The sequence below is a fragment of the Pseudomonas fluorescens genome, from assembly GCF_001902145.1.
GTDB lineage: Bacteria > Pseudomonadota > Gammaproteobacteria > Pseudomonadales > Pseudomonadaceae > Aquipseudomonas > Aquipseudomonas fluorescens_BV.
In genome coordinates, this window is record NZ_MRST01000024.1 from 12,114 (window position 1) to 35,881 (window position 23,768).

7 protein-coding genes are annotated in these 23,768 nt (G+C 59.0%); 6 read left to right on the top strand and 1 reads right to left on the bottom strand.

Annotated features, from left to right (window positions below):
• Positions 1 to 128 precede the first annotated feature (128 nt).
• Positions 129 to 14,666 (bottom strand): retention module-containing protein, encoded by a 14,538-nt coding sequence (locus BUE92_RS14075; protein WP_073524392.1) that lies wholly within the window; start codon positions 14,664 to 14,666, stop codon positions 129 to 131.
• Positions 14,667 to 15,003: 337 nt separating this feature from the next.
• On the opposite strand from BUE92_RS14075, the gene BUE92_RS14080 reads away from it, so the two are divergent.
• The 6 genes from BUE92_RS14080 (at position 15,004) to BUE92_RS14105 (ending at position 23,764) form a co-directional block, all read left to right on the top strand.
• Positions 15,004 to 16,359: a TolC family outer membrane protein gene (locus BUE92_RS14080; RefSeq protein WP_073524393.1), complete on the top strand. Its 1,356-nt coding sequence runs from the start codon at positions 15,004 to 15,006 to the stop codon at positions 16,357 to 16,359.
• Positions 16,360 to 16,399: 40 nt separating this feature from the next.
• Positions 16,400 to 18,556, top strand: coding sequence for a type I secretion system permease/ATPase (locus BUE92_RS14085; protein WP_019819525.1), 2,157 nt, complete (start codon positions 16,400 to 16,402; stop codon positions 18,554 to 18,556).
• Positions 18,546 to 19,910 carry an HlyD family type I secretion periplasmic adaptor subunit gene (locus BUE92_RS14090; protein ID WP_073524394.1) on the top strand — a complete coding sequence of 455 codons (1,365 nt, stop codon included), beginning with the start codon at positions 18,546 to 18,548 and terminating at the stop codon, positions 19,908 to 19,910. Before BUE92_RS14085 ends, BUE92_RS14090 begins: the two co-directional genes overlap by 11 nt.
• Before the next feature lie 215 nt (positions 19,911 to 20,125).
• Entirely contained in the window at positions 20,126 to 20,998 is an 873-nt protein-coding gene (locus BUE92_RS14095; protein WP_073524395.1) for a TauD/TfdA dioxygenase family protein, read from the top strand.
• Positions 20,999 to 21,058: 60 nt separating this feature from the next.
• Complete coding sequence (locus BUE92_RS14100; RefSeq protein ID WP_073524396.1) at positions 21,059 to 21,979, top strand: LysR family transcriptional regulator; 921 nt, start codon at positions 21,059 to 21,061, stop codon at positions 21,977 to 21,979.
• 249 nt (positions 21,980 to 22,228) lie between these two features.
• Positions 22,229 to 23,764: an MFS transporter gene (locus BUE92_RS14105; protein WP_073524397.1), complete on the top strand. Its 1,536-nt coding sequence runs from the start codon at positions 22,229 to 22,231 to the stop codon at positions 23,762 to 23,764.
• Positions 23,765 to 23,768: the final 4 nt, after the last annotated feature.

The following is a 23,768-nucleotide window of genomic DNA, read 5'->3' on the forward strand; positions in this document are numbered from 1 at the left end:
CACAGGCGTTCAACAGCATAAGTCAACGCTGCGTGTATGGGCGTGAGTATGCGATGCACCGTCCGCCAGGGCCAGCGACCCGTAGGCCAAAAGATCGGCCGCCTGGAAGGGCGGCCGATAATCGCGTCTTAGGTGTGGTCGATCTTGATGGTCGGGTCGGCACCACTGATCAGCGAGTTGATGCTGGCATGGGACCAATCGTTGCCTTCCAGCTTGATCGTCACATCGGCATTGGCCAGGCCACCGGCGGCGTTGAGCTTGCCTTCGCTGCTCACTTGCAGGGTCGACACGCCGTCTACCGTGGTGATCTTGAGGTAGTTGTCGATGGTGCTGTCGGTCTCACCTTTCAACAAATCACGCAGATCAATGCGGTCGCCTTCGGACGCCTTGAAGTCCTTGATCACATCGTTGCCGATGTCACCTGCCTTCCACACAAAGGTGTCGGAACCCGAGCCACCGATCAGGATGTCGTTGCCGGTGCCACCCAGCAGGATGTCATTGCCTTTGCCGCCATCGAGCGTGTCGTTGCCGCCCTGGCCGAACAGGATGTCATCGCCAGCACCGCCCAGCAGTGAGTCGCCGGCATCTTTGGCGCCGGAGGCGCCGAAGTCCAGATAGTGCTCGGTGACGTATTGGTGAACGTTAGAGGCCGTCACCGCCGAGACAGCCACGCCGGTCTTCTGTGCGACGAAGGCCTGCAGTGCGTTGTAACCCTCGCCGTTGATCCCGCTGAAGCTCACCAGGTCGCCGAAGAGGATGTCATTGCCGTCGCCACCGTTGATGGTGTCTGCGCCAGGCAACGTTGCCTCGGTGTGGCCGAGGATTGCGTTGGCCAGGTCCTTCGGATCGATGTTGGCTTGCGGCTTGCCATCGCTGTCGTACGGTGCCAACTGATTCAAGCTGACCCCACTGTTGAGGCCAATGGCTTCTACGCCACCTGTGGACAGGCCTTTGAGCAGTGCGAACGCGCTGTTGGAGTTGGCAGTGGTGTAGTAGTCGGTATCGTAGCCGAGGCCGCCTTGTACCGATATTTCATAGGTACCATCCCCTTGGGCGTGGATGATCCCCTTGTTGTAGCCCCAGCCGTAGGACCAGAGGGTTACCTTGCCAGCAGAGTTGATATCCAGGTAGTTATTCGAATCGATGCTGATCCGGGTGGCGGTACCTATGGTGTAGTTGTTCATGGTGACGACATCATCGAGCCTGACGTTGCCGTACAAGTACGGGTTGGTCTGCTCGGACCCTTGGTAAAACGTCGGCTGACCATCGGTGATGAAGTACGTTGTATTGATAGCGCCAGTGTTGCCAGTCGCCTGGGCACTTTTGAAGAAGTTGGATGCGGCCTTGAACACGTCTTCGTAGTTGGTGCCGCCGGTAGACACCATGGAATCCAGGACTTTCTGCAGCGAGTCCAATGCACCTGGGTCTTTCAGGTTGACTGTCACCGTGCGATTGACCTGGTCGCTGAAATCCGCGAGGAAGATATTTACGGTGCCAGAAGTGCTGGCGCCGATGCTGTTTTTCAGCGAGTTGAACGTGGTGGTCAGCGAGGTTTTCGCTGCTGCTATCGAGTCCGCACCCATACTGCCCGATGTATCGATCATGAATGCAATGTTGTAGTTCTTGCCCTGCACCACGTTCAAGCCACCAATGTCGGCCACGACAATGTCGTTGCCATCGGTACCGTTGATGGTGTCGCTGCCAGACGTCCCGGTGACCGGGTTGTAGGTCGCCGGATGCACCGTGACGGGCAATTGCGCGGTGGTGGTCGCTGAACCGCCGATGCTCTCGGTGGAAGTCGAAGTGACCGTCAGGTTGAACTGGCCGCTGTAGTAGGTCGGCGGTTTGATGGTCAGGGTGTTCAGGTCCCAGCCGGTGACATTCACTTCGCCCACGGTTTTACCCGCAGTAAAGGTGTGCCCCGACGCATCAGTAAGCACCGAGCCTGCCGGAATGCCGCTGATCTTCACGCTCAGGGTTTCGGAGCCGTCGGTATCGGTCAGCGCGGTGGTGACCTTGGACAACTTGACCGTGCCGTTTTCCTGGCCTTCGTTGAGCTTGTAGCCCACGTAGTAACCGTCGCCGTTGCTGCCATGCAGGTCGGAAAGCGTTACGCCGGCGTTGGTCAGGTCGGTAAGGCCGGTGTACAACGGCACGGTGCTGGTGCTCAAGTTCTGCACCGCCCCGCCGTTGACCGACAGGTTGACGTCGAAGCTGCCTGGGCCCGCCTGGTTGGCCTGGTAGATCTCAAGGCTGTAGTAACCCGTGGTTGTTGGCGTGAACGAGCCGCTGAACTTGCCGCTGTTGGTGCCCCACAAACCGCTGGCAACATCTTTACCGCCAACGTTGACCACCACGCTGTCATCGGCGATACCGCTGAAGGTGTAGCTCTTGCCCGCTTCCATGTAGATCAGGCCAGAGATCTTGGAACCAGAGCCGGCGGCGACGTTGTCGACGGACTCGACGTTGGTCACCACAGAGGTGCTGTTGGGTGTGCCCGCGTTGTCGATGGCTTTTTTCAGTACGTCTGGCGCAGCGCCGTTGCCGTTGTTTCCAAGGCCGGCGATGCTGTTCCAGCCCTGTTTGACCAGCCCGGTCGAGGCAACGTTGTTGTCTGCCACGCTGAGGGTCGGTGCGTCGGCCACTGGGGTGATATCAACTTTCACCGTAGCGCTGGTGCCCAGGTCCTTGCCATCGGTTGGCTGGAACTTGAACTGCGCGTAATCCGCCTGCTTGTTACCCACGCCAGTGCCGCCGTAACCGTCGGCGCCGGACTCGTTGGCGTTCGGCGTAAAGCGCAGTTGGCCGCCATCAATCTGGGCCTTGGTGAAGGTCTGGCCGCTGGTCACGTTGGTCCAGGTGCTGCCGTCCGCCGCCAGGTATTGCATCTTGCCGGCTACCGGCAGCTCGGTGATTTTCACCCCGAGGCTGGCTTGTGGCGAGTCCACATCGCTCACGCCGAAGTTGGCCCAGGTCAGGGACAGCGCGGTGTCTTCCGTACCGGTCACGGCACCGCCAGTCGCCACTGGCGCATCGTTGACTGCCACCACATTGACGGTGGTGGTGGCAACGTTGGAGTAGTTGCCGCCATCGGTCACCGTCACGGTGATGGTGCGCGGCGTGGTGCTCGGGTCGTGGCTGTTGTTGGTGAACGTGATGTTCTTGATCTGCTGCATGTAGTCGGCCAGCGACGCGGTGCCGGTCAAGGTCAAGGTGATTTTGCCGGTGACAGGGTCGGTAGTCGGGGTCACGAGGATGCCGCTCACGCCGCTGAAGTTCAGCGAGTCGCCTGGCTGGCTGTTGGTCAATACCACGGTGGCGCCGGTCAGTTGGGTGCTGTCCGGGTCGGTGATATTGATGTCAGTGTCAGCAATCGACACACCGGTGCCGCCTTCGGTGAAGGTGGTCTTGTAGTCGGCACCCACCGCGCCGCTGGAGTTGTTGGCATCCAGGTCGATCACCGGCGGTGCATCGTTGTCGAGGATGTTGGTAGTGACGGTGCCTTTGTCGATCACCAGGTTCTCGAAGTTGCCTCCGGTGACCTTGTCGATGGTGATAACGATCTGTTCCGTAGGCTCGGTAATCTTGTCGTCGAGCGTGCGGATATCAAACGGCACACTGCTGGATCCCGCCGGGATCTTCACGGTATACACGCCGGTGAAGTCCGAACCGTCAGTGGCGGTGCCGCTGTATTTTAGCGTCACGGTCACGTCGGTTTGCGGCGGGTTGGTCAAGGTCAGGGTGTAATGCGCGGTGCCACCTTCAGTGACCGAGCCGTCGCCCGTTATGCTGATTTTGGTATCCGTCACCACATCCGTGACCTTGGTGACCACGGGGCTGCCGTCAACAATCAAATGCTCGTACTTGTCGCCACCGCTGACCACGTTGGTGATCTTCGCGCTGACATCATTGGCGCCGAGATAGGCATCGTTCGGTGCGGTGGCCGTCGTGAAGCTGGTGGACTTGCCGTTGCCGATGGTGATGGTCGAGCCGTTATCCAGCCTTACCACCAAGTCGGAGCCAACGTTGTTCACTGCCGCGCCGTTCTTGTCGACCAGCGACGCGGTGTAGACGATCTGCCCGCCTTCGCTGACAGAACCGGTGGCCTTGAGTACCACGGTCACGTCGTCGATGGTGTCGTTGATGGTGGTCGTGGCGCCCGCTGGAGTGATGGTCACACCTTCGAAATTACCGCCTGTAGTGCCGGTGATCTTGACGGTCTGGGTGCTCTTGTCGATGAACACGTCATCGGTAGGCGCCGGGACGGTCACTGTGCCCACGGTCTCTCCAGCTTTGATGTTGATGCTGGAACCGTTGTCGAGCTGCACCACCATGTCGCTGCCGGCCTTGTTGCTCAAGGTGGCGGTGTAGGTGATCTGTCCGCCTTCGTTCACGGCGGTCGGGGCGCTCAAGGTGACGGTGGTCAGGTCGGTGGTGCCCGGAGTGTCGGTGACGGTAGTGTTCACTGCCGTAGTGCCAGGGACCAGGTTTTCGAAATGCTCGCCGCCGGTCACGCCTTTGATGGCGGTGGTGACGGTTTGATCGCCTTTGTAGACGTCGTTTGGCGCGATGGTGGTAATGGAGCCACTCGACTGATTCACACCAATGGTGATGGTTTTGCCGTTATCCAAAGTCACGGTCAGCGGATTAGTGATGTTAGTCACCGGTGCGCCGTTTTTATCCACAAGGCTGGCGGTGTAGACGATGTTGCCGCCTTCGCCAACGGTGGTGGTGGCGGTCAGAACTACATCAACCTTGTCGATGGTGTCGTTGATCGTGGTGGTTGCGCCATTGCCTGCCACTTCGAGTTTTTCGAAGTTGCCGCCAGTGGTCTCGGTGATCTTGACGGTCTGGGTGCTCTTATCGATGAACACGTCATCGGTAGGCGCAGGGACAGTGACGGTGCCAACGGTTTCGCCAGCCTTGATGGTGATCGACGAGCCGTTATCCAACTTGAGCGTGACGTCAGTGCCAGCCTTGTTGCTCAAGGTTGCGGTGTAGGTGATCTGGCCACCTTCGTTAACGGCACTTGGCGCAGTCAGGGTGACAGTAGTCGTGTTGTCGGTACCCGGTGTGTCCGTAACGGTGGTGTTCACCGCTGTAGTACCTGGCACTAGGTTTTCAAAGTGCTCGCCACCGGTCACGCCTTTGATAGCGGTGGTGACAGTTTGGTCGCCCTTGTACACATCGTCTGGCGCTACGGTGGTGATAGAGCCGCTCGACTGATTCACTCCGATGGTGATGGTTTTACCGTTATCCAAAGTAACGGTCAGCGGATTGGTGATGTTGGTCACCGGTGCGCCGTTTTTATCTACAAGGCTGGCGGTGTAGACGATGTTGCCGCCTTCGCCGACGGTGGTCGTGGCGGTCAGAACTACATCAACCTTGTCGATGGTGTCGTTGATCGTGGTCGTTGCGCCGTTGCCTGCAACTTCCAGCTTCTCGAAGTTGCCGCCAGAAGCGTCAGTAATCTTGACGGTTTGAGTGCTCTTGTCGATAAACACGTCATCGGTAGGAGCAGGCACGGTCACAGTGCCAACGGTTTCGCCAGCCTTGATGGTGATCGACGAGCCGTTATCCAACTTCAGCGTGACGTCAGTGCCGGCCTTGTTGCTCAAGGTCGCGGTGTAGGTGATCTGGCCACCTTCGTTAACCACACTTGGCGCAGTCAGCGTGACAGTCGTTGTGTTGTCGGTACCGGGGGTATCGGTGACAGTGGTGTTCACTGCCGTCGTGCCAGGAACCAAGTTTTCGAAGTGCTCGCCGCCAGTGACGCCTTTAATGGCGGTTGTAACGGTTTGATCACCCTTGTACACATCGTCTGGCGCTACGGTGGTGATAGAGCCGCTCGACTGATTCACACCGATGGTGATGGTTTTGCCGTTATCCAAAGTCACGGTCAGCGGATTGGTGATGTTAGTCACCGGTGCGCCGTTTTTATCCACAAGGCTGGCGGTGTAGACGATGTTGCCGCCTTCGCCAACGGTGGTGGTGGCGGTCAGAACTACATCAACCTTGTCGATGGTGTCGTTGATCGTGGTGGTCGCGCCATTGCCTGCCACTTCGAGTTTTTCGAAGTTGCCGCCAGTGGTCTCGGTGATCTTGACGGTCTGGGTGCTCTTGTCGATGAACACGTCGTCGGTAGGCGCAGGGACAGTGACGGTGCCAACGGTTTCACCAGCCTTGATGGTGATGTTTGAGCCGTTATCCAACTTCAGCGTGACGTCGGTACCGGCTTTATTACTCAAGGTCGCGGTGTAGGTGATCTGGCCACCTTCGTTAACCACACTTGGCGCAGTCAGCGTGACAGTCGTTGTGTTGTCGGTACCGGGGGTATCGGTGACAGTGGTGTTCACTGCCGTCGTGCCAGGGACCAGGTTTTCGAAGTGCTCGCCACCGGTCACGCCTTTGATGGCGGTGGTGACGGTTTGGTCGCCTTTGTAGACATCGTCTGGCGCTACGGTGGTGATAGAGCCGCTCGACTGATTCACCCCGATGGTGATGGTTTTGCCGTTATCGAGGGTGACGGTCAACGGGTTGGTGATGTTGGTCACCGGCGCGCCGTTCTTATCCACAAGGCTGGCGGTGTAAACGATGTTGCCGCCTTCACCAACGGTGGTGGTGGCGGTCAGAACTACATCAACCTTGTCGATGGTGTCGTTGATCGTGGTGGTCGCGCCATTGCCTGCCACTTCGAGTTTTTCGAAGTTGCCGCCGGAAGCGTCAGTAATCTTGACGGTCTGAGTGCTCTTATCGATGAATACATCATCGGTAGGCGCAGGAATAGTGACGGTGCCAACAGTTTCGCCAGCCTTGATGGTGATCGACGAACCGTTATCGAGCTTCAGCGTGACGTCAGTACCGGCCTTGTTGCTCAAGGTCGCGGTGTAGGTGATCTGCCCACCTTCGTTAACAGCGTTAGGCGCTGTCAGCGTCACAGTAGTGGTGTTGTCGGTACCCGGTGTGTCCGTGACGGTGGTATTCACCGCCGTCGTGCCAGGCACTAGATTTTCAAAGTGCTCGCCACCGGTTACGCCTTTGATTGCGGTGGTGACAGTTTGGTCGCCTTTGTACACGTCATCAGGAGCAACAACCGAAACGCTCCCGCTCGATTGGTTTACGCCGATGGTGATGGTTTTGCCGTTATCGAGGGTGACGGTCAACGGGTTGGTGATGTTAGTCACCGGTGCGCCGTTCTTATCCACAAGGCTGGCGGTGTAAACGATGTTGCCGCCTTCACCAACGGTGGTGGTGGCCGTCAGGACCACATCGACCTTATCGATGGTGTCGTTGATCGTGGTGGTTGCGCCGCTGCCTGCGACTTCGAGTTTTTCGAAGTTGCCGCCGGAAGCATCAGTAATCTTGACAGTCTGGGTGCTCTTATCAATGAACACGTCATCGGTAGGAGCGGGCACGGTCACGGTACCGATGGTCTCGCCAGCCTTGATGGTGATGCTTGAGCCGTTGTCGAGTTTCAGCGTTACGTCAGTGCCCGCTTTGTTGGAAAGCGTGGCGGTGTACGTAATCTGTCCACCCTCATTCGCTTCGGCCGGAGCTGTCAGCGTCACGGTGGTGGTGTTATCGGTGCCTGGTGTGTCGGTAACGGTGGTGTTAACCGGCGTAGTACCTGGGACCAGATTTTCAAAGTGCTCGCCGCCGGTCACGCCTTTGATAGCAGTAGTAACGGTTTGATCACCCTTGTACACATCATCAGGAGCCAGAACCGAAACGCTACCACTCGATTGGTTGACGCCAATAGTGATGGTCTTGCCGTTATCGAGGGTGACGGTTAGCGGGCTGGTGATGTTAGTCACCGGTGCGCCGTTTTTATCCACAAGGCTGGCGGTGTAGATGATGTTGCCGCCTTCGCCGACAGTGGTAGTGGCCGTCAGGACTACATCGACCTTGTCGATGGTGTCGTTGATCGTGGTGGTTGCGCCGTTGCCTGCGACTTCTAACTTCTCGAAGTTGCCGCCAGTGGTCTCGGTGATCTTGACGGTCTGCGTGCTCTTGTCGATGAACACGTCATCGGTGGGCGCGGGTACGGTTACGGTGCCAACAGTTTCGCCAGCCTTGATCGTGATCGACGAGCCGTTGTCCAGCTTCAGCGTTACATCAGTGCCCGCTTTGTTGGAAAGCGTGGCGGTATAAGTGATCTGACCACCTTCGTTTGCTTCGGATGGAGCGGTCAGCGTCACCGTGGTGGTGTTATCGGTACCCGGTGTGTCCGTAACGGTGGTGTTCACCGCTGTAGTACCCGGCACCAGGTTTTCAAAGTGCTCGCCACCAGTGACGCCTTTGATAGCGGTAGTGACGGTCTGGTCGCCTTTATAAACGTCATCCGGCGCGATAGTGGTGACAGAGCCACTCGACTGGTTCACACCGATAGTGATTGTCTTGCCGTTATCCAAGGTCACGGTCAGCGGGTTAGTGATGTTAGTCACCGGTGCGCCGTTTTTATCCACAAGGCTGGCGGTATAGACGATATTGCCGCCTTCACCAACGGTGGTGGTGGCGGTCAGGACCACATCGACCTTGTCGATGGTGTCGTTGATCGTGGTGGTTGCGCCATTGCCTGCCACTTCGAGTTTTTCGAAGTTGCCGCCAGCAGTCTCAGTGATCTGAACGGTCTGCGTGCTCTTATCGATGAACACATCATCGGTAGGCGCAGGCACGGTTACGGTGCCAACGGTTTCGCCGGCTTTGATGGTGATGCTTGAGCCGTTGTCGAGTTTCAACGTTACGTCAGTGCCCGCTTTATTGGAAAGCGTGGCGGTGTACGTAATCTGCCCACCCTCGTTTGCTTCGGCCGGAGCTGTCAGCGTCACGGTGGTGGTGTTATCGGTGCCTGGTGTATCGGTAACGGTGGTGTTCACTGCCGTCGTGCCAGGGACCAAGTTTTCAAAGTGCTCGCCGCCGGTGACACCTTTGATAGCGGTGGTGACAGTTTGGTCGCCTTTGTACACATCATCCGGTGCAACAACCGAAACGCTGGCGCTCGATTCGTTAACACCAATGGTGATGGTCTTTCCGTTGTCCAAAGTCACGGTCAGCGGATTGGTGATGTTAGTCACCGGTGCGCCGTTTTTATCCACAAGGCTGGCGGTGTAGACGATGTTGCCGCCTTCGCCAACGGTGGTGGTGGCGGTCAGAACTACATCAACCTTATCGATGGTGTCGTTGATCGTGGTGGTTGCGCCATTGCCTGCCACTTCGAGTTTTTCGAAGTTGCCGCCAGCAGTTTCAGTGATCTTGACGGTCTGGGTGCTCTTATCGATGAACACGTCATCGGTAGGCGCAGGCACGGTTACGGTGCCAACGGTTTCGCCGGCTTTGATGGTGATGCTTGAGCCGTTGTCGAGTTTCAACGTTACGTCAGTGCCCGCTTTATTGGAAAGCGTTGCGGTGTACGTAATCTGACCACCTTCGTTTGCCTCGGACGGAGCCGTCAGCGTCACGGTGGTGGTGTTGTCGGTACCCGGTGTGTCAGTCACAGTTGTAGTGACGTTATCGGTACCTGGGACCAGATTTTCAAAATGCTCGCCACCGGCCACGCCTTTGATAGTGGTAATAACGGTTTGATCACCCTTGTACACATCATCAGGAGCAACAATCGAAACACTGCCGCTCGACTGATTCACTCCGATGGTGATGGTCTTGCCGTTATCCAAAGTAACGGTCAGCGGATTGGTGATGTTGCTCACCGGTGCGCCGTTTTTATCCACAAGGCTGGCGGTGTAGACGATATTGCCGCCTTCGCCGACAGTGGTGGTGGCGGTCAGAACAACGTCCACCTTGTCGATGGTGTCGTTGATCGTCGTCGTTGCGCCGTTGCCTGCAACTTCCAACTTCTCGAAGTTGCCGCCAGAAGCGTCAGTGATCTTGACGGTCTGGGTGCTCTTATCGATGAACACGTCATCGGTAGGCGCAGGGACGGTCACGGTGCCAACAGTTTCACCAGCTTTGATGGTGATCGACGAGCCGTTATCCAGCTTCAAAGTGACATCGGTGCCAGCCTTGTTGCTCAAGGTCGCGGTGTACGTAATCTGCCCACCCTCGTTTGCTTCGGCCGGAGCCGTCAGCGTAACGGTGGTGGTGTTGTCGGTACCCGGTGTATCCGTAACGGTGGTGTTCACTGCCGTCGTGCCAGGGACCAAGTTTTCAAAGTGCTCGCCGCCGGTCACGCCTTTGATGGCGGTGGTGACGGTCTGGTCGCCTTTGTAAACATCATCCGGCGCGATGGTGGTGATGGAGCCGCTCGACTGATTCACACCGATGGTGATTGTCTTGCCGTTGTCCAAGGTGACGGTCAGCGGGTTGGTGATGTTAGTCACCGGTGCGCCGTTTTTATCCACAAGGCTGGCGGTGTAAACGATGTTGCCGCCTTCGCCGACAGTGGTAGTGGCGGTCAGGACCACATCGACCTTGTCGATGGTGTCGTTGATCGTGGTGGTCGCACCATCGCCCGCAACTTCCAACTTCTCAAAATTCCCGCCAGAGGTCTCAGTGATCTTGACCGTCTGCGTGCTCTTGTCGATGAACACGTCATCGGTAGGCGCGGGCACGGTTACGGTGCCAACAGTTTCGCCAGCTTTGATCGTGATCGACGAACCGTTATCCAGCTTCAGGGTGACGTCAGTGCCAGCCTTGTTGCTCAAGGTCGCGGTGTACGTGATCTGGCCACCTTCGTTAACTGCATTTGGCGCAGTCAGGGTGACAGTCGTTGTGTTGTCGGTACCGGGGGTATCGGTGACAGTGGTGTTCACTGCCGTCGTGCCAGGGACCAGGTTCTCGAAATGCTCGCCGCCGGTTACGCCTTTGATAGCAGTAGTGACGGTCTGGTCGCCTTTGTAAACATCATCAGGAGCAAGAACCGAAACGCTACCGGTCGATTGGTTTACGCCAATGGTGATGGTCTGGCCGTTATCCAAAGTCACGGTCAACGGGTTGGTGATGTTGGTCACCGGTGCGCCGTTCTTATCCACAAGGCTGGCGGTGTAGACGATGTTGCCGCCTTCGCCAACGGTGGTGGTCGCGGTCAGGACTACATCGACCTTGTCGATGGTGTCGTTGATCGTGGTGGTTGCGCCATTACCTGCGACTTCCAGTTTTTCGAAGTTGCCACCAGTGGTCTCGGTGATCTGAACGGTCTGCGTGCTCTTATCGATAAACACGTCATCGGTAGGCGCAGGCACGGTTACGGTGCCAACGGTGTCGCCGGCCTTGATGGTGATGCTTGAACCGTTGTCGAGCTTCAGTGTTACGTCAGTGCCCGCTTTGTTGGAAAGCGTGGCGGTGTACGTAATCTGCCCACCTTCGTTTGCCTCAGCCGGGGCCGTCAACGTAACGGTGGTGGTGTTATCGGTGCCAGGGTTATCGGTGACAGTAGTGTTCACTGCCGTCGTGCCAGGGACCAGGTTTTCGAAGTGCTCGCCGCCGGTCACGCTTTTGATGGCGGTAGTGACAGTTTGATCGCCTTTGTACACATCATCCGGCGCGATGGTGGTGATAGAGCCACTCGACTGATTCACACCAATGGTGATGGTCTTGCCGTTATCGAGGGTGACGGTCAGCGGATTGGTGATGTTAGTCACCGGCGCACCGTTTTTATCCACAAGGCTAGCGGTGTAGACGATGTTGCCGCCTTCACCAACGGTGGTGGTGGCCGTCAGGACCACATCGACCTTGTCGATGGTGTCGTTGATCGTGGTCGTTGCGCCGCTGCCTGCAACTTCCAGTTTTTCGAAGTTGCCGCCGGTGGTTTCGGTGATCTTGACGGTCTGCGTGCTCTTATCGATGAACACGTCATCGGTAGGCGCAGGGACAGTGACGGTGCCAACGGTTTCGCCAGCTTTGATGGCGATCGACGAGCCGTTATCCAACTTCAGCGTGACGTCAGTGCCGGCCTTGTTGCTCAAGGTCGCGGTGTAGGTGATCTGGCCACCTTCGTTAACCGCACTTGGCGCGGTCAGTGTGACAGTCGTTGTATTGTCGGTACCAGGTGTGTCCGTAACAGTGGTGTTCACCGCTGTAGTACCTGGCACTAGGTTTTCAAAGTGCTCGCCACCGGTCACGCCTTTGATAGCAGTGGTGACGGTCTGGTCGCCCTTGTACACGTCATCAGGAGCAACAACCGAAACGCTACCGCTCGATTGGTTTACGCCGATGGTGATGGTTTTACCGTTGTCCAAAGTAACGGTCAGCGGATTGGTGATGTTAGTCACCGGTGCGCCGTTTTTATCCACAAGGCTGGCCGTGTAGACGATGTTGCCGCCTTCGCCAACGGTGGTGGTAGCGGTCAGGACCACATCAACTTTATCGATGGTGTCGTTGATCGTGGTGGTCGCGCCGTTGCCTGCGACTTCGAGTTTTTCGAAGTTGCCGCCAGCAGTCTCAGTGATCTGAACGGTCTGCGTGCTCTTATCGATGAACACATCATCGGTAGGCGCAGGGACGGTCACAGTGCCAACAGTTTCGCCAGCCTTAATGACGATCGACGAGCCGTTATCCAGCTTCAGCGTGACGTCAGTACCAGCCTTGTTACTCAAGGTCGCCGTGTACGTGATCTGGCCACCCTCATTCGCCTCGGTCGGAGCCGTCAGTGTCACGGTAGTGGTGTTATCGGTGCCCGGTGTATCGGTAACGGTCGTGCTAACTGGGGTAGTACCTGGAACCAGATTTTCAAAATGCTCGCCGCCGGTCACACCCTTGATAGCAGCGGTGACGGTCTGATCGCCTTTAAAAATATCGTCTGGCGCCACGGTGGTAACGGTGCCGCTGGATTGGTTAACACCGATAGTAATGATCTGACCGTTATCCAAAGTGACGGTCAACGGGTTAGTGATGTTAGTTACCGGCGCGCCGTTTTTATCCACAAGGCTAGCGGTGTAGACGATGTTTCCGCCTTCGCCAACGGTAGTAGTCGCCGTCAGCACCACATCAACCTTATCGAGGGTGTCGTTGATCGTGGTGGTCGCACCATCGCCCGCAACTTCCAATTTCTCGAAATTGCCGCCAGAGGTCTCAGTGATCTTGACCGTCTGCGTGCTCTTGTCGATGAACACATCATCGCTAGGCGCAGGGACAGTCACGGTGCCAACGGTCTCGCCAGCCTTGATGGTGATCGATGAACCGTTATCCAGCTTCAGCGTGACATCAGTGCCCGCTTTATTCGAAAGAGTGGCGGTATACGTAACCTGACCACCTTCGTTCGCCTCGGTTGGCGCTGTCAGCGTCACAGTGGTGGTGTCGATCGAATCGGTAATGGTGGTAACCGCAGGCGTGGTATTCGGTACCAGGTTCTCGAAGTTACCGCCCGTTGTACCGGTGATGGTGGTGCTGACGGTCGAGCCATTGTTGTAAACGTCGTTGGCCGGCGTATCGACCACAACGCTGCCTGTCGACTCACCGGCCTTGATGGTGATCACCGAGCCATTGCTCAAGGTGACGTTCACCGGCGTCTGCGCCGGGTTGGTCAGGGTGGCGGTGTAGGTGATCTGACCGCCTTCGGTCACGGTCGAACCAGCGGTCAGGGTGACGGTGGTGGTGTCGATCGAATCGGTAATGGTAGTGACCGCAGGCGTGGTATTGGGCACCAGGTTTTCGAAGTTGCCGCCCGTTGCCCCCGTGATGGTGGTGCTGACGGTGGAACCATTGTTGTAAACGTCGTTGGCCGGCGTATCGACCACAACGGTCCCCGTCGACTCACCGGCCTTGATGGTGATCACCGAGCCATTGCTCAAGGTGACGTTCACCGGCGTCTGCGCCGGGTTGGTCAGGGTGGCGGTGTAGGTGATCTGGCCGCCTTCGGTTACGGTCGAACCAGCGGTCAGAGTGACCGTGGTGGTGTCGATGGTATCGGTAATCTGCGTCACGGCCGGGTTAGGGTCGATGGTCAATACCAGGTTGCCGCCACCGGTGGTGCCCGTAACGCCCACGCTGATCTGGCTAGGGTCGTTGTACGGGGTGTCGTTGGGAGCCAGGGGTACGTTGACCGTACCGGTCAGTTGGCCTGACGGGATAGTAATCACCGCGCCATTGGACAAGGTGACGGTAAGGTCGCTGCTGGATGGCCGCGTCACGGTCGCGGTGTAGGTCAGCACGCCACCGGCTTCAGTGATGGTGGGGGTTGCGCTCAGGGACAGGGTCGAAGGCTGCAGCACCAGGTTGCCCGCGTCAGCGGAGCCTGGGGCACCGGTCAGCGCGTTGAGAGCCGAAGTGCCCTGACCAAGCGTACCGGTTGGGAAGCCGATGGTCGGATCGACACGGCCGGCGGTCGCATCCAGCACCACGAAGCTGTGGCCACCCCCGGCGGCGCCGTTACCGGCAGCGTTTGCGCCGGCGGCGGTGGCTTCCAGGTCGGTGGTCGGGTCGGCGCCAGCGGCGATGGCTTGTTGCAGCTCGGCAACCGAAGGCGCGGCTTGCTCGCTGGCAGCGGCGAGGTCGAGGCTGGAGTCCGGCAGGTCGGCGCTCCACTGGGTGGAGCGGCCCAGGTCCAGGATGCGCCCGTCGGCCAGTTCCAGGCTCACGGCACCCGACATACCGGTGTCGATCTGGTCGCCCGCGAACAAGCGATCACCTTCAACGAGAACGCGGCGAGCACTTCCCGGAGAAATAACGAAAACTTGACCAACAATGCTTTTGACGATGGCAACAACACTGCTCATTAAAATTTTCTCCGGTGATCCGTTTCGACAAATCCATTTCACAGCGTGCTATTAGCGCTGCCAATTGGGGGGGCGTAGTCTATAAATGCATTGACGTCAAATATTTGGCTAGATTTTTTAATAATCTAGTTTGTGCCAAAGTATTGACCTTATGGCCGCCATCCTAAACAATCGCCCCCGTAATGTCACATTGATATTTATGCGGCGAACCGTCCTACATGTGTGAAGCAGTTCCGCTTTTTGAACTTTCCGACGTACGGTCATTACGGTAGCCATTATCCGACGCAGCGGTGCCAATCGCTGTGATTTGAGACAAGAAGTCTTGGGGAAATTTTAAATGCGTCTGCACCTGTTCATGGCAATACCGTTCGCTCTCGCCGCCAGTTTCGTACAAGCCCAGACACTGCCCCAAGCCATGCAACAGGCATTGGATGTCCACCCGGAAATCCAGGCAGGTGTTAACAGCCGCATCGCCGCCGATTACCAATTGCGCGCCGCACAAGGTGGCTACCTGCCGCGTGTCGACCTGAACGCCGGTTACGGCCGCCAAGGAACCGACAACGCCACCACCCGCGCCAACAACCCTGGCGGCAATCACTGGGACACGCTCAACCGCGGTGAATCCAGCCTGCGCCTGCAGCAAATGATTTTTGACGGTTTCGCCACCTCCAGCGAAGTCGGGCGTCAACAAGCCAACGTTAATTCCCGCGCTTACTCCTTGCTGGGGACTTCGGAGCGCACAGCGCTGACCGTTGCCCAGGTTTACCTGGAAGTATTGACCCGTCGTGAGTTCGTGCGTCTGGCCGAAGACAACCTGCGCAACCACGAGCGCATTTACGACCAGATCAAGTTGCGCACCGAGCGCGGCGTCGGCAACGGTGCCGACCGGGACCAGGCCGAAGCCCGCCTGGCCCAGGCCCGCAACAACTTGATCACCGAGCAAACCAACCTGGCGGATGCGCAGGTCAATTACCTCAGCGCCGTCGGCCAGATGCCCGACCAGCTCGAGCGCCCGGCCCCGTTCATGGCCATGCTGCCGGCAGACCTGAATGAAGCGCGTCGCCAGATGCTCGACAACAGCCCGATCCTGCGTTCGGCCGAGTCGGATATCTCCGCCGCCGAGAAGCAGTACGACGCCGCCAAATCCACCTTCTACCCGCGTTTTGACGCTGAACTGGGCACCAACGCCGACAACAACGTCTCCGGTGATCCGAACCACAGCAACGGTTGGGAAGCCATGGTGCGCATGCGCTTCAACCTGTTCGCCGGTGGCAGCAACAAGGCCGACCTGCAATCGAAGTCCTACCAGGCCAACCAGGCGCTGGACATCCGTAACAACGCCTTGCGCCAACTCAATGAAGAGCTAGGCTTGGCCTGGAACGCCCTGAACAACGCCAATGCGCAATTGCCGGTCGCCCAGCAGTACGTGGATCACAGCACCCGCGTACGTACGTCCTACCAGCAACAGTTCAGCCTTGGCCAACGTACCCTGTTGGATTTGCTCGACAGCGAAAATGAATTGTTCACCGCTTCCCGCCGCCTGGAAGAAATCAAGAACATTCAGTTATTTACTCAGTACCGAATCAAGGCGACCATGGGCGAATTGCTCAAGAGCCAGGGAGTGGTTGCACCAATGGCCTCCGTCGTGCAGAACGACGTGAAACCTAAAGTCCAACTGCCTGGGATGAATTGAGCCACCCCAATAGCCCCATCTGTTAGTCGAGAGTGCCCGCGTGGAACCTGAAGTCAGTCGAGTTCATCTCAGTCATGATCCGCGCGCACTGCACGACGACCCGTTACTCGACGGGTTGTTGGCGCTCTGCGCCCTGCATCAAAAACCGGCCAGTGCGGCCATGCTCACCACCGGCCTGCCGCTGCCTTCGCAACGGTTGAGTGCCGAGTTGCTGTCGCGTGCCGCTGCGCGGGCCGGGCTGCAGGGTCGGCTGCTGCAACGCAAGTTGGAACAGATCCCGACCATTGCACTGCCGGCGCTGCTGTTGCTCAAGGACGGTCGCAGTACCGTGCTGGTGGGCTGGGAGGGCGAAGATCAAGCGCGGATCCTGCTCAGCGAAAGCGATGGCGGTGAAGTGCTGATCAAGCGCGAAGCACTGGCCGACGACTACATCGGCAAAGTCTTCTTTGCACAGCCGCAGCACAAGTTCGACGTCAACCACGGCAGCCTGATTCCGCGGGCGCGCTCGTGGTTCCGTGACACCCTCATGCGTTCGCGCTGGCTCTACACCGACGCCATCGCTGCCAGTTTCCTGATCAACATCATCGCCATGGCCGCGCCGCTGTTCGTGATGAACGTGTACGACCGCGTGGTGCCGAACCAGGCCACCGCCACCCTGTGGGTGCTGGCCGTGGGCATCTGCGGTGCCTACCTGTTCGACCTGATCCTCAAAAGCCTGCGCAGCCTGTGCCTGGACCTGGCCGGTAAAAAAACCGACCTGATCATCTCGGCCACGTTGTTCGAGCGCATCGTTGGCATGTCCATGAAATACCGCCCGGCGCGGGTCGGCAGCTTCGCGCAGAACATCCACGAGTTTCAAAGCCTGCGCGACTTCCTCGCGTCGCTCACCCTCACCAGCCTGATCGACCTGCCGTTTACGCTGCTGATCTTCCTGGTCATCGCCATCCTCGGTGGGCACCTGGTGTGGATCCCGGTGTTGGCGTTCCCGTTGGCCCTGGGCATCGGCTACGCCTTGCAAAAGCCCCTGGTAGCGACCATGGAGCGCACCATGGCCCTGGCCGCCGAGCGCCAGTCGAGCCTGATCGAAACCCTCGCCGGGCTCGATGCGGTCAAGGTCAACAACGCCGAGAGCGAGCGTCAGTACGGCTGGGAACAGACCATCGGCACCCTGAGCCGGCTTGAGCTGCGGGTGAAGTTGCTGTCGGGCCTGTCGATGAACATGACCCTGCTGATCCAGCAACTGGCCGGCGTGATCATGATCGTGTTCGGCGTGTACCAGATCATCGACGGCAACCTCAGCATGGGCGGCCTGATTGCCTGCTACATGCTCAGTGGCCGCGCCTTGAGCCCGCTGGCCTCGCTGTCGGGCCTGCTGACGCGCTATCAGCAAGCCAAGGTCACCATGACCTCGGTGGACCAGATGATGGAGCTGCCCCAAGAGCGTAATTTCGAAGAGCGCCCCATGAGCCGTCGCACCCTGCAAGGCGCCATCGAGTGCCGGGGCCTGAATTTTACCTACCCGAACCAGCAGAACCTGGCGCTGAAAAACATCAACCTGGTGATCAAGCCAGGGGAAAAAATCGGCATCATCGGCCGCAGCGGCTCGGGCAAAAGCTCCCTGGCCAAGTTGATCGTCGGCCTTTACCAGCCCGACTCCGGCTCCTTGCTGGTGGACGGCGTGGACGTGCGCCAGATCGACGTGAGCGAGCTGCGCCACAACATTGGCTATGTCGCCCAAGACATTCAATTGCTGGCCGGCACCCTGCGCGACAACCTGGTCAGCGGTGCGCGTTACGTCGAGGATGAAATGGTCCTGCAAGCCGCCGAACTGGCCGGCGTGCATGAATTTGCCCGCCTGCATCCCCAAGGCTACGAACTGCAAGTCGGCGAGCGTGGGCAGAACCTGTCCGGTGGCCAGCGTCAGAACGTTGCCCTGGCCCGTGCGCTGCTGCTCAACCCGCCCATGCTGTTGCTGGATGAACCCACCAGCGCCATGGACAACACCGGTGAAGAACGCTTGAAGCAACGCCTGCAAGCCGTGGTGCAAAACAAGACCGTGGTGCTGGTCACGCACCGAGCCTCACTGCTCTCCCTGGTCGACCGCCTGCTGGTGGTCGACCGTGGGCAGATTCTCGCGGACGGCCCCAAAGCCGTGGTCATGGAAGCGTTGAAGAAGGGGCAGATCAGTGTTGCTTAACTCCATCAAGAGTGCGGTCGGCCGCTACTTCAAAGGCTCCGATTCGCTGCAGGGCCAGCCGCTGCCCGAGGTCAACAAGGCGCTGATCGAAGATGCGCCACGGGTCATCCGCCTGACCATCTGGGCAATCATCGCGTTCTTTGTATTCCTGGTGGTGTGGGCCGGTTTCTCCCAGATCGACGAAGTGACCCGTGGCGACGGCAAGGCGATTCCGTCGTCCAAGTTGCAGAAAATCCAGAACCTGGAAGGCGGTATCGTCGCCGAGCTGTACGTCAAGGAAGGCCAGATCGTAGAGGCCGGCGCGCCGTTGATTCGTCTCGACGACACGCGGTTTGTCTCCAACGCCGGGGAAACCGAAGCCCTGCGCCTGGCCATGCAACTGCGCGTCGAGCGTTTGAGCGCGCAGGTGGATGATCGCCCGCTGAACATCCCTGACGAGGTGCTCAAGGCCGCGCCGAGCCAGGCCGCCAACGAGCGCTCCTTGTATGAAAGCCGCCGCCAGCAGTTGAAAGACGAAGTCGGCGGCTTGCAGGAGCAACTGGTACAGCGCCAGCAGGAACTGCGCGAGTTCACCTCCAAGCAGGGCCAATACCGCAGCCAGTTGTCCCTGCAACGCCAGGAAATCAACATGTCCGAGCCGCTGGTGGCCCAGGGCGCGGTGTCGCCGGTAGAAGTGCTGCGCCTCAAGCGCGCCGAAATGGAAACCCGCGGGCAGTTGGACGCCACCACCCTGGCGATCCCGCGTGCTGAATCGGCGATCAAGGAAGTGCAACGCAAGATCGATGAAACCCGCGGCAAATTCCGCAGCGAAGCCCTGACCCAACTCAACGAAGCCCGTACTGAACTGAACAAGGCCGAGTCCACCGGCCGTGCGCTGGAAGACCGGGTCAGTCGCACCCTGGTCACCTCGCCAGTGCGCGGGGTCGTCAAGCAGTTGCTGGTCAACACGGTTGGTGGTGTGATCCAGCCGGGCAGCGACATGGTCGAAATCGTGCCGCTGGATGACACCCTGCTGGTAGAAGCCAAGATCCGCCCGCAAGACATCGCCTTCCTGCACCCAGGGCAGGAAGCGGTGGTCAAGTTCACCGCTTACGACTACACGGTCTACGGTGGCCTCAAGGCCAAGCTCGAACGCATCGGTGCCGACACCATCACTGATGAAGACAAGAAGACCACCTACTACATGATCACTCTGCGCACCGACCGCAGCCACTTGGGCACGGATGAGAAGCCGCTGCTGATCATCCCCGGCATGGTTGCTTCGGTGGATATCATCACCGGCAAGAAAAGCATCCTCAGCTACCTGCTCAAGCCGATCATCAAGGCGCGGGCCGAGGCGTTGCACGAGCGTTGATTTTTATCGCTGGTACTGACGCCTTCGCGAGCAAGCCCGCTCCCACCTTGGAATGCATTCCAAATGTGGGAGCGGGCTTGCTCGCGAAAGGGCCATCAGCGTCACCGCGTATAAAATGCCTACCTCAAAACGCCATATCAATATGCTCTAACGGTATTTAAATTCCGGTTGTTATACCTATAAATTCACTCCCCTGACCGCCGGGAATGAATCAAATGCCTGCCACCACCGCCCTCCAAACCTTCGACATCCACCCCTTCCCCGGCAGTGTCGGCGCCGAGATCATCGGCCTGGACTTATCCCGTCCAGTCAACGAGCAGGACTTCGCCCGCATCCATCGCGCACACCTGGACCACCACGTCATCGTGTTCCGCGATCAACGCATCACCCCCGAACAACAGATCGCCTTCAGCCGCCGTTTTGGCGTGTTGCAGATCCATGTGCTCAAACAGTTCCTGTTGGCCAACCACCCCGAAATCCTGATCGTCTCCAATATCATCGAGAACGGCCAATCCATCGGCCTGGGGGATGCGGGCAAGTTCTGGCATTCGGACCTGTCATACAAAGAACTGCCCAGCCTGGGTTCGATGCTGCATGCCCAGGAACTGCCATCTGAAGGCGGCGACACCCTGTTCGCCGATATGCACAAAGCCTGGGAGCAACTGCCAGCCCACCTGCGCAACGCCATCGAAGGCCGCAGCGCCGCGCACTCCTACACGGCGCGCTACAGCGAGACCAAATTCGAAGGCAACTGGCGCCCAACCCTCACCCCGGAACAACTCGCTCAGGTTGCCGAAGTGGTGCACCCCGTTGTGCGCACCCACCCGGAAAACGGCCGTAAGGCGCTGTTCGTCAGCGAGGGCTTCACCACCCGTATCGTCGGCCTGCCCGATGACGAAAGCCGTGACCTGCTGGCCCAGCTCTACGCCTACAGCGTGCTGCCGGAAAACATCTACCGCCACCAGTGGCAGCCCCACGACCTGGTGTTCTGGGACAACCGCTCGCTGATCCACTTGGCCGCCGGGTGCCCAAGCCACCTGCGCCGCAAGTTGTACCGCACCACGATTCAGGGTGATGCGCCTTTCTAACCCGATAAAGCCTGCTAGGATTGCGCCCAGTTCACTCCCAACGGATCACGAGTGCTGGGCATGCAACTACCGGACATGAACCTGCTGGTCGCCCTCGACGCGTTGCTCGACGAGGGCAGTGTGGTGGGCGCCGCGCGGCGGATGAACCTCAGCCCGGCCGCCATGAGCCGCACCCTCACGCGTATCCGTGAAGCGGTCGGAGACCCGATCCTGGTGCGTGCCGGCCGTGGCCTGGTGCCGACGCCCAAGGCGCTTGAGCTGCAAGGCCAGGTGCGCAATGTGGTGGAGCAGGCCGCGTTGCTGTTCCGTTCGGCGGACCAAGTCGATTTGAGCACCTTGCGCCGCCGCTTCAGCGTGCGCGCCAATGACTTTTTCATTGGCGTGTATGGCGGTCGGCTGTTCGACACCATGGAGCGCGTGGCGCCGCTGTGTGAACTGCGCTTCGTGCCCGAAGGCGACACCGACGATGAAGCCCTGCGCGAAGGGCGTTTGGACTTGCGGGTGAGCAACACCATGCCGGCCAGCCCGGAAGTGAAGGTGCAGAACCTGTTCTCCACCACCTTTGTCGGCCTGGCACGGCAAGACCACCCGTTGTTCGACGGAGAAATCACGGCGGCACGCTTTGCCAGCTATTCCCACATAAGCATCTCGCGCCGCGGCATCGCTCGTGGGCCGATCGACACCGCGCTGAATGAACAGGGCCTGGAGCGCCGCGTGGCAATGATCGCCCCAGGCTTTCACGGTGCGATGTTCATGCTGCCCGATTCCGACCTGCTGCTGCCGGTGCCCAAGGAAGCCCTCCTGAGCGCCAAGCGGCTGAACCTGCCACTGCGCGCATTTGCCTTGCCGATTTCACTGCCAACCCTGGTCCTAGCGCAATCCTGGCATCCGCGCTTCGACAAAGACCCTGCGCACAAATGGCTGCGCGAAACCATGCGCTCGAGCTGCCACGCCACCTGGCTGGAAGCGCAGCCCACCTGAAATCTGTAGGAGCGAGCTTGCTCGCGAAAAACGTCAACGATAACGCGTGCTTCCTGGATAAATGCGGCGCCTATGGGTTTTTCGCGAGCAAGCTCGCTCCTACAAGGGGACAAGCCCTTTCCATAATTTTGAGCCTTGGGCTGTTATGAATTGCGTCTGACGCACTTATAACCTGCCAACAAGTAACTTTTTGTCATGAGAGTGCCTGATTAAACTGCTCAGGTATTTCTTATTCCGAGTTACCTGTTCATGACGTCCCTCGCTGCCCCCGTCCTCCAGGCTGCAGCCAAACCTACGGCCCTGAGCCCACCCGTGTTCGGCCCGCGCATCATCATCGGCCTGCTTGGCGTTTTGTTGGCCGTGCTGGTGTCTGGTCTCAACGAGATGGTCACCAAGGTTGCTCTCGCCGATATTCGCGGTGCGCTGTACATCGGCTTTGATGAAGGCACCTGGCTGGTCGCCGCCTACACCGCCACGTCCGTGGCAGCCATGGCCTTCGCGCCGTGGTGTTCGGTGACGTTTTCCCTGCGTCGCTTCACCCTGTGCGCTATCGGTTTGTTCACCGTGCTGGGCATCCTCTGCCCGTTCGCGCCGAACTACGAAAGCCTGTTGCTGCTGCGTACCGTGCAAGGCCTGGCCGGTGGCGCGCTGCCGCCGATGCTGATGACCGTGGCGCTGCGTTTCTTGCCGGCCAACGTCAAGTTGTACGGGTTGGCCGGTTACGCACTGACCGCCACCTTCGGCCCCAGCCTGGGCACGCCGCTGGCGGCGTTGTGGACCGAGTACGTCGGTTGGCAATGGGCGTTCTGGCAGATCGTCGCGCCGTGCCTGCTGGCCATGGCGGCCGTGGCCTATGGCTTGCCACAAGACCCGCTGCGCCTGGAGCGCTTCAAGCAGTTCAACTGGCGTGGTTTGCTGTTGGGCTTCCCGGCGATTTGCATGCTGGTGATCGGCTTGTTGCAGGGCAATCGCCTGGACTGGTTCGAGTCGGGCCTGATTACCTTCCTGCTGTGTGGCGGCACATTGTTGCTGGTGCTGTTCATGTTCAACGAATGGTCACAGCCGCTGCCTTTCTTCAACCTGCAGATGCTCGGCCTGCGCAACCTGGCCTTCGCCCTGATCGTGCTGGCAGGCGTGCTGATGGTGCTGACCTCGGTGATCATCATCCCGTCCAGTTTCCTCGCCCAGGTCCAGGGTTACCGGCCGCTGCAAACTGCGCCGGTGATGCTGCTGATGGCGCTGCCGCAGCTGATTGCGCTGCCGCTGGTGGCGGCGCTGTGCAACCTGCGCTGGGTCGATTGCCGCTGGGTGCTGGGCATTGGCCTGAGCATGTTGGTGCTGTGCTGCATCGGCAGTTCCCACCTGACTTCGGCGTGGATTCGTGACGACTTTTATGGCTGGTACCTGCTGCAGATTTTCGGTCAGCCGATGGCCGTGTTGCCGCTGCTGATGCTGTCCACCGGCAGTATCCAGCCCATCGAAGGGCCGTTCGCCTCGGCCTGGTTCAATACCGTCAAGGGCCTGGCTGCTGTGATCGCCACTGCGGTGCTGGATACATTGACCACCCAGCGCGGGCATTTCCATTCAACCATGTTGGTGGACCGCCTGGGCAATTCGCCCCTTGCCGACGCTGACGCGCCGGGCCTCGCCCACCGCTTGCACGAGCAGGCCGTGGTGCTGACCTCTTCGGATCTTTACGTCGTCATGGCCGGTGTCGCGGTGGCGTTGATCCTGCTGATTTTCTGGATGCCCACGCGGATCTATCCGCCTCGCACTCCGGCCTGACCTC

Bases quoted from the DNA above. Each gene is read 5' to 3' on its own strand.
- BUE92_RS14075 (WP_073524392.1), bottom strand. From the start codon at position 14,666: ATGAGCAGTGTTGTTGCCATCGTCAAAAGCATTGTTGGTCAAGTTTTC.
- BUE92_RS14080 (WP_073524393.1), top strand. From the start codon at position 15,004: ATGCGTCTGCACCTGTTCATGGCAATACCGTTCGCTCTCGCCGCCAGT.
- BUE92_RS14095 (WP_073524395.1), top strand. From the start codon at position 20,126: ATGCCTGCCACCACCGCCCTCCAAACCTTCGACATCCACCCCTTCCCC.
- BUE92_RS14100 (WP_073524396.1), top strand. From the start codon at position 21,059: ATGCAACTACCGGACATGAACCTGCTGGTCGCCCTCGACGCGTTGCTC.
- BUE92_RS14105 (WP_073524397.1), top strand. From the start codon at position 22,229: ATGACGTCCCTCGCTGCCCCCGTCCTCCAGGCTGCAGCCAAACCTACG.